10 protein-coding genes are annotated in these 8,530 nt (G+C 42.7%); all 10 read left to right on the forward strand.

All coding sequences use genetic code 11. The features are described 5' to 3' along the window. The first annotated feature begins 222 nt into the window (after nt 1–222). The 10 genes from purD (at nt 223) to AB1498_06840 (ending at nt 8,408) form a co-directional block, all read left to right on the forward strand. Nucleotides 223–1,500, forward strand: coding sequence for a phosphoribosylamine--glycine ligase (gene purD, locus AB1498_06795; protein ID MEW6087999.1), 1,278 nt, complete (start codon nt 223–225; stop codon nt 1,498–1,500). A 50-nt stretch (nt 1,501–1,550) separates the two neighbouring features. Further along, the gene (gene purE / locus AB1498_06800) at nt 1,551–2,081 is read left to right on the forward strand and encodes a 5-(carboxyamino)imidazole ribonucleotide mutase (protein ID MEW6088000.1); all 531 of its coding nucleotides are present in this window, start codon (nt 1,551–1,553) and stop codon (nt 2,079–2,081) included. Nucleotides 2,082–2,143: 62 nt separating this feature from the next. After that, a complete protein-coding gene (locus tag AB1498_06805; protein ID MEW6088001.1) occupies nt 2,144–2,593 on the forward strand; it encodes a low molecular weight protein arginine phosphatase in 450 nt (149 codons plus the stop codon). Continuing rightward, nucleotides 2,584–3,036, forward strand: a complete 453-nt coding sequence (gene rpiB, locus AB1498_06810; protein MEW6088002.1) for a ribose 5-phosphate isomerase B — start codon at nt 2,584–2,586, stop codon at nt 3,034–3,036. The genes AB1498_06805 and rpiB overlap by 10 nt, the downstream gene beginning before the upstream one ends. A 30-nt stretch (nt 3,037–3,066) precedes the next feature. Beyond that, on the forward strand, nt 3,067–4,299 hold the full coding sequence (gene glyA, locus AB1498_06815; GenBank protein ID MEW6088003.1) for a serine hydroxymethyltransferase: 1,233 nt from the start codon (nt 3,067–3,069) through the stop codon (nt 4,297–4,299). Nucleotides 4,300–4,302: 3 nt separating this feature from the next. Continuing rightward, nucleotides 4,303–4,785, forward strand: coding sequence for a cytidine/deoxycytidylate deaminase family protein (locus AB1498_06820; protein ID MEW6088004.1), 483 nt, complete (start codon nt 4,303–4,305; stop codon nt 4,783–4,785). Nucleotides 4,786–4,822: 37 nt separating this feature from the next. Next, on the forward strand, nt 4,823–6,136 hold the full coding sequence (gene rsxC / locus AB1498_06825) for an electron transport complex subunit RsxC (GenBank protein MEW6088005.1): 1,314 nt from the start codon (nt 4,823–4,825) through the stop codon (nt 6,134–6,136). Between the two features lie 51 nt (nt 6,137–6,187). Beyond that, nucleotides 6,188–7,231, forward strand: coding sequence for an RnfABCDGE type electron transport complex subunit D (locus tag AB1498_06830; protein ID MEW6088006.1), 1,044 nt, complete (start codon nt 6,188–6,190; stop codon nt 7,229–7,231). 8 nt (nt 7,232–7,239) lie between these two features. Continuing rightward, nucleotides 7,240–7,809, forward strand: coding sequence for an RnfABCDGE type electron transport complex subunit G (locus tag AB1498_06835; GenBank protein ID MEW6088007.1), 570 nt, complete (start codon nt 7,240–7,242; stop codon nt 7,807–7,809). Beyond that, nucleotides 7,806–8,408, forward strand: coding sequence for an electron transport complex subunit E (locus tag AB1498_06840; protein MEW6088008.1), 603 nt, complete (start codon nt 7,806–7,808; stop codon nt 8,406–8,408). Before AB1498_06835 ends, AB1498_06840 begins: the two co-directional genes overlap by 4 nt. Nucleotides 8,409–8,530: the final 122 nt, after the last annotated feature.

The raw sequence follows: 8,530 nt of genomic DNA on the forward strand, positions 1-8,530 counted from the left end.
TTCCCTTTTTTTATGGCTTTTGCTTCGGTTTTTTTTGCTGTTGTCTTTAAGATTTATTATTCACTTGATTCCTCGCAGGCTAAAGCCTGCGCCTACCTGATTTCCACCGGTAACTGACCGGTTACATAACTTCCCAGAAAACTCTTGAAAAAGTGTAATATTCAGGTAAAATATAACTTTCCAGTAAAATAAACTTTAAACTAAACACAAAACCGGCAAAATATGAGAATTTTAATTATCGGCAGCGGCGGAAGGGAACATACTTTAGTATGGAAAATGAGCCAGAGTGCGAAGGTGAAAAAAATTTTTGCCGCGCCCGGGAACGGCGGAATGGAAAAAATAGCGCAGTGTGTTCCTGTTGACGCGGCTGATATCGCGGGCCTGGCTGATTTCGCGGAAAGAGAAAAAATCGATTTTACGGTTGTCGGCCCTGAAATGCCTTTAACATTGGGGATTGTTGATGCCTTTAAAAAAAAGGGGCTTCGTATTTTTGGACCGGATAAATCCGGCGCCAGGTTGGAAGGCAGTAAAATCTGGTCCAAGAATTTCATGAAAAAATATGAAATCCCGACTGCGGGCTATTATGTTTTCGATAATTTAAAAAAGGCCGGAGAGTTTATTGAAAAAGCCGAATACCCGCTTGTAATTAAAGCGGACGGTTTGGCCGCGGGAAAAGGTGTGGTGATTTGCGATAACGCAGAAGAATCCCGGGGTGTCCTAAGTGATTTTATGCAGAAAAACATGCTTGGCGGTGCGGGCGCAAAAGTCGTCATTGAGGAATTTTTACACGGAGAAGAAATTTCAATTATAGCCGTTACAGACGGAGAAATAATTTTACCCCTCCCCTCGGCTAAGGACCATAAACGGATTTACGACAATGATAAGGGGCCGAATACCGGGGGTATGGGCGCGTATTCTCCCGTCCCGTTTTTTAATAAGGAACTGGAAGATAAAATTAATAAACAGGTAATGGCCCCTACCCTGCGGGGATTAAAAAAGGAAGGGATTGATTACCGCGGTGTTATTTATTTTGGTTTGATAATTAAGGGGAACGACCCTTATGTCCTGGAATATAACTGCCGTTTTGGCGACCCTGAAACACAGGCAATTCTGCCAGGAATAAAGAGTGATTTGTTTGATATCCTTGATGCCGCGGAGAGTAAACACCTGTCTTCCTTTTTAGCAAAAAGTCCGGTTTCATCATCTGGACAAAAATCTGTTTGTGTTGTTATCGCGTCAGGCGGATACCCGGGAAATTATGAAAAAGGGAAAGAAATATCGGGACTGGATGAATTGACCGGCAAAGATGATATTTATGTGTTTCATGCCGGCACAGTAAAAAAAGGCAATAAAATTTTAACAAGCGGAGGCAGGGTGCTGGGGATAACAGCGCTTGGCGATTCATTGAAAGATGCGCAAAAAAAAGCTTATGAGGCTGTTAAGAAAATAAAGTTTGAAAATATGTATTACAGGAAGGACATTGCTGGAAAAGCGATATAAAATTAATTGCAGGGGCAGGGCTTGCCCTGCCCTGTTTAGGAGGAGATACAATGGCAAAAAGTAATAAACCGTTAATCAGTATAATCATGGGCAGTGATTCCGACCTGCCTGTTATGAAATCCGCGATGGATGTTCTTGATAAATTCGGGATTCCGTTTGAAGCAAAGGTTTCTTCCGCTCACAGGACCCTTGACAGGACCGTTGAATACGCGAGGAACGCGGAAAAGAACGGCATTGGTGTGATTATAGCGGGGGCCGGCGGCGCGGCTCATTTGCCCGGGGTGGTTGCTGCCGCGACGGTTTTACCTGTAATTGGCGTGCCGCTGTCAAATTCAGCGTTGAAGGGTGTTGACGCGCTTTTTTCAATTGTTCAAATGCCCGCCGGTGTTCCTGTGGCAGCCGTGGGTATCGGGGACAGCGGGGCAGTTAACGCGGCGCTTCTGGCGGTGAGGATTTTAGCAGGGAATGACGGCAAAATAAAAAAATCACTAAAAAAATATATTGAAGAGATGAGTGAAAAAGTCATTGAAAAAGACAAACAACTGCAAAAAGTGTTAAATACCGTAAATCGTAACACGTGAATAGTAAATGGTTATTAACGGTTTTTGTATCTTACTATTTATGAAATAAGGGTTCTTTTTGAATGAAAATTCTATTTGTGTGTACAGGAAACACCTGCAGGAGCCCGCTGGCTGAAAAACTTTTTCAGCATTATGCAAAGGACTGCCCCGGAGTAGAATCAGCTTCAGCGGGAATAAGCGCATGGCAGAATGTCCGGATGTCTTTTGACAGCGAAAGGCTGTTGATCCGGGAAGGTATAGACCCTTCCGGATTCAAAAGCCAGCCGGTCACATGGAATTTGTTGCAAAAATATGATTTGGTTTTAACCATGGACCGGAGGCAGGCAGATTATATTAAAGATACTTTTCCTAAAACGGAAGGCAGGACATTTTTATTAAAAAAATTTATTGACAAGGATGAGCTGAACGCGGAAATTGCAGACCCATACCTTGGCAATGCCGGTGACTATGAAAATTGTTTCAGGGAAATAAAAGAGGCAGTTATAAAACTAAAGGAGAAATTATGCGTGTAGCAATTGGCGCGGACCACGGCGGTTATGAATTAAAAGAAGAAATAAAAAAGTATCTGGAGATTGAAGGGTATGAAGTTGTTGATTTCGGGACAGGCAGCCCCGAATCAGTTGACTATCCATATTTGGCTTTAAAAACCGCGAAATCAGTGGCAAACGGGGAAAACGATTCCGGGATTTTTATCTGCGGTTCAGGTATCGGTGCGTGCATTGTTGCCAATAAAGTTCGCGGGATAAGGGCGGCGTTATGTTATAATACAGAAATTGCGCGTCTGTCGCGCGAACACAATAACGCCAATTTTCTATGTCTGGGAGGAAGATTTCTCGATAAACAGGAGGCTTTTCTGATTGTAAATGTCTGGTTGAAAACTCCTTTTTCAGGCGGCAGGCATGAGAGGAGAGTCAATCAGATAAAGGAAATTGAAGAAACAGCACAAAAAACTTAGTTTTTTGGTTTAATATTATGGAGAGCAAAAATGTCTATTTTAAGAAAATTTGACCCTGAGATCTACAATGCCATGAAAAAGGAAATTGAGCGGGAAAAAAGCAAGCTTATTCTTATAGCCTCGGAGAATTATGTAAGCCCGGCGGTGTTGGAAGCGCAATGTTCGGTGATGACGAATAAATATGCCGAAGGGTATCCCGGCAGGCGGTATTACGGCGGATGCGAGTTTGTTGATAGCGCTGAAAGGCTGGCCCAGGAAAGATTGAAAAAATTATTTGACGCGGAACATGTCAATGTCCAGCCCCATTCAGGTTCACAGGCGAATATGGCGGTCTATTTTTCTGTTCTTAACCCGGGGGACACAATTCTTGGAATGGATCTGGCGCATGGCGGGCATCTTACCCATGGCAGTCCTGTAAGTTTTTCAGGAAAGATTTTCCGCGCAGTGTCTTACGGTGTGGATCCTTTAACTGAAACAATCGATTTTGGACAGGTAGAGGATTTGGCGAAGAAATACCGCCCTAAAATGATTGTATGCGGCGCTTCGGCATACCCGAGGATGATTGATTTTAAAATATTTCGTGAAATTGCCGACCGCTATGGCGCTTATCTTTTTGCCGATATCGCCCATATAGCGGGCCTGATTGTCGCGGGGGTTCATCCAAGTTCAATCCCTTACGCCCACTTTACGGCAGGTACAACGCACAAAACAATGCGGGGCCCCCGCGGCGGATTTATTCTTTGCAAAAAGGAGTTTGGGGAGGTTGTTGACAAAACTGTTTTCCCGGGTATCCAGGGAGGACCCTTGATGCATGTTATTGCTGCGAAGGCAGTTTGTTTTAAGGAAGCTGAGAGGAAGGATTTCAAAGATTACCAGAAACAGATTGTAAAAAATGCGAAGGTATTGGCTGAAGAGTTGAAAAATTTTGGTTTTCGCCTGGTTTCAGGGGGGACGGATAACCATTTGATACTGATTGATTTGACAAGCCTGGGGATAAGCGGAAAAGAGGCGGAGGAAATATTAGACAGGGCTGGTATTACCCTGAACAAAAACAGGATTCCCGGGGATACGCGCAGCCCGTTTATTACAAGCGGAATACGGGTAGGCACGCCCGCTGTAACTTCGCGTGAAATGAAAGAAAAAGAAATGAAAATTATCGCCCGTTTCATTAATGATGTTTTAAGGAGCAGGAGGGAAATTACCATTAAACAGGTTAAGTCAGAGGTTAAAGCTTTGGTAAATAAATTTCCGATATACGAATAGATTATGACTAAAAAAAATAAACCACGGATCTATCGTCCTTCGTGGGACGAATATTTTATGAAGATAGCGCATCTGGTTTCAGAGCGTTCTACATGCCTTCGAAGGCATGTGGGTGCTGTTTTAGTCAAAGACAAGAGAATTCTGGTTACAGGATATAACGGGGCGGCGTCAGGTTTAAAACATTGTGAAGATGTCGGGTGCCTTCGTGAAAAGATGAAAGTCCCGTCCGGCGAGCGGCATGAAATATGCAGGGGTCTGCACGGCGAACAAAACGCGATTATCCAGGCCGCGACTTTTGGTTTAAGCATTAAAGGGGCAACGTTGTATTGTACCCACCAACCGTGTATTTTATGCGCGAAAATGATTATTAATTCAGGAATAAAAGAAATAATTTATTCAGGCGGTTACCCGGACAGGTTAGCGGTTGACATGTTTAAGGAGGCAAAAGTAGTTTTAAAAAATTATGCCAATAATAATGAACAATAAATACCGTTAATTTGTAATTGGTAATGGACCTTAAAAAATGCAAACATTCAGAGGCGGGGTTCATCCCCCGCAGTCAAAATATACAAAAGATAAACCGGTAGAAAAGGCCAGGCTTCCGAAAAAGGTTGTTATACCGCTGCATCAGCACGCGGGCTGCCAGGCAGAACCTGTTGTTTCTGCCGGGGATATGGTTAAAACCGGCCAAAAAATCGGCGAGTCAAAAGCTTTTATTTCCGCAAATGTTCATTCCTCAATTACCGGTAGAATTGAATCAATCAAAAAAGGTGTTTCTCCGATTATGCGCGACGGGTGGTGCGTGAATATTGAAGGAGACGGCACTGATGAATGGTTTGGTTCAAAGGAAACGGCTGATGTCGGTAAATTCTCTCCTGAAGAAATCAGGCAAAAAATTAAAGATGCGGGAATAGTAGGCCTTGGCGGCGCGGGATTTCCGACGCATGTGAAATTATGCCCGCCGTGTGACAAAAAGATTGACACCGTAATAATCAACGGGTCGGAATGTGAACCTTATTTGACCTGCGATTACCGTTTGATGATAGAAAAATCAAATGAAATACTCGAGGGTCTGGAGATAATAAAGAAAGCCGTTGGCGCGGAATACGGATATATTGCTGTTGAAGATAATAAACCCGATGCGGCTGAAAAAATCAAGAGCGTTTTAAAAAATAAAAACGATAAAGTAATTGTTTTGAAAACAAAATACCCCCAGGGCGCGGAGAAACAGTTGATTAAAGCCGTTTTAAACCGCGAAGTCCCAAGCTGTAAACTTCCCCTGGATGCCGGCGTGGTTGTGGATAATGCCGGAACGGCCGTGGCTGTAAGGAACGCGGTTTTGGAAAACATCCCCCTGATTGAAAGGGTGATTACGGTATGCGGTTCAGGTATATCCACGGGAAAAAATTTATTAGTACGTATTGGAACAAGTTTTAGAGATGTCCTTGAAGAATGCGGCGGCCTGAAAAAAGATGTGTGGAAGGTAATTATGGGCGGGCCGATGATGGGGTTGTCCCAGTTTTCACTGGATATTCCCGTCATAAAGGGGACGTCGGGTATTTTAGCCATGACTTTGGATGAAAGGCCGGTTTTACAGGAGCGAAACTGCATACGGTGCGGACGGTGTATAGGTGTATGCCCTATGTCTCTTATGCCCAATATGCTCGGATTATATAGTTCAAGGTTTATGCTTGAAGATGGTTTTAAATATAATCCTCAGGATTGTATTGAATGCGGTTCTTGCGCTTATGTCTGTCCGGCGAAGATTCCGCTGGTGCAGTTGATAAGATTTATTAAGGGTAAGAAATTAGAGCAGATGAGAAAATGCAAAATTTAGACATCAGTCTATAGAGGTTTATACGGTCGTGACAAACGGAGATTTGTTTTTATGGAAGTAAAAAATAATAATTCAGAGGCTATAGAACATAAACTGGATGTTTCTGTTTCGCCTCATATTAAAGATAAAGCAACCGTCCAGAAGGTAATGCTGGATGTTATAATCGCGCTTATTCCAGCTGGGTTTTCCGGTATTTATTTTTTCGGGATCCGTAGTATATATGTAATTTTAACCTGTGTCATTATGTCAGTGATAAGTGAATGGATCATGCAAATAATAATGGGAGTTGAGGTTACAGTGGATGATTTAAGCGCGGTTGTAACCGGGATTTTACTGGCATATTGCCTTCCGCCAAGCGTTCCGTTATGGGTAGCCGGAATCGGCGCTGTTACAGCTATTGCCTTGGTAAAAAATCTTTTTGGCGGTTTAGGGTATAATATTTTTAATCCTGCGCTTGCCGCGAGAGCGATCCTTGTAGCGTCCTGGCCTGTCGCGATGACTTTATATATTGCTCCGAAAATGGGGAGTATTTCGTTGCTTGATGGTATTGATGGTATTACTTCTGCTACGCCATTGACTTTGATCAAAGAATCTTATAATTATCTGGCAGATACGACTAATCTGGACCCTGAAAAAATAGTACAGATGAAACGAAATATTTTAGATTTGGGCAATAAAGATCTGTGGCTTAATTTGTTTACCGGAGTTAAAGGCGGAAGCTTGGGGGAAACATCAAATCTGGCTTTGCTTTCAGGCGGGTGTTATCTTTTAATAAAGAAAATCATTGATTGGAGGGTCCCTGTTACTTTTATAGGGACAGTTCTTATTTTTTCGTTAGTTTTAGGCCGGAATCCGGTTTTTAATATTTTATCTGGAGGCCTTTTCCTTGGGGCCTTTTTTATGGCCACGGATTATGTGACCTCGCCGGTAACACCGGTTGGAAGGCTTATCTTTGGAGTTTGCTGCGGGTTATTTGTGGTTTTAATAAGATTTTACGGCGGGTATCCCGAGGGCGTGTGTTATTCGATTTTAATAATGAATATGCTGGTCCCGGCAATTGATAAATTTACTATACCAAAAACTTTCGGGTATTAACAGGGATTATGAAAGAATTGACAAAGAAAATTTTAAAATTCAGTCTGGCGCTTTTTATATTTTGCGTGGCGGCCGCGGTCATACTTGCCTCGGTCAATATAATTACATCAAGGCAGATTGAAGCGAATAAAATAGCCGAGGCGAACAGCAAAAGGCAAAAGGTCCTGCCGCAGGCCGATAAGGATAGTTTTAAGGAAAAAGAAATAAACGGCAAAAGATATTTTCTTGGATTTGATAAAAACGGAGAATATGCCGGGACCGTTTTTGAAGTAACGGGGCGAGGTTTCGGCGGCCCGATAAATATTACAGTGGGTGTTGACAGGGATGGAAAGACGGCGGGGATAGCTGTCTCAAAATTAGACCAGAGTGAGACCCCGGGGCTTGGCATAAAAATTACAACGGATAAATTCCAGAACCAGTTTATCGGGAAAACAGGAATGGAAATGAAATTAAAAAAGGACGGCGGGACGATAGACGCGATTACCGCCGCGACTATTTCTTCCCAGGCTGTTACAAAAGCAGTCAGGGACGGCCTTGAGACATATCAAAAGATAAAGGGTGAAATAGAAAATTTATGAAAGAATTCTGGGAAACTTTTAAAAACGGGATCTGGCGGGAAAACCCGCTTCTTGTTATAATTTTAGGCCTTTGTCCCACGCTGGCTGTTTCCGGGACCGCGAATGACGCGTTTGGAATGAGCCTTGCTTTGATGTTCGTCCTTGTTCTGTCGAATGTTTTTATCTCTATGATCCGTAATATAGTCAACAACCAGATTCGCATACCGATATTCATCATTGTTATCTCTACTTTTGTCACGGTTATAGACCTTTCAATGCAGGCATACCAGCCGGAACTTTATAAAAGCCTGGGGGTGTTTGTCCCTTTGATTGTTGTTAACTGTATCATTCTCGGGCGCGCGGAGGCTTACGCATATAAAAACGCGGTTTTAAATTCACTGGCGGACGGGTTAGGCATGAGTATCGGTTATATGCTCATTATAACTTTTATAGGAACGGTCAGGGAAATATTGGGTAACGGAACGTTAACTTTGTTCAATTATCAATTTTTTAACCTTGGGGAAAATTATCAACCTATGCTGATTATGATTCTTCCGCCGGGCGCGTTTTTGACATTCGGGTTTCTGATCGCGTTCAAAAAATGGCTGGAGAAAGGATAATGTCAAAATAGGTATGAAAGGAATGAAAGTTTTGAAACGGGGTAAATTTTAGATTTCTCCCTTTAGAAAAGGGAGATTAAGAGGGATTTGAGAGAATTGGCAAGTGTATTTAACACGATAAA

The organism is bacterium (assembly GCA_040754625.1).
Taxonomy (GTDB): domain Bacteria; phylum JACRDZ01; class JAQUKH01; order JAQUKH01; family JAQUKH01; genus JAQUKH01.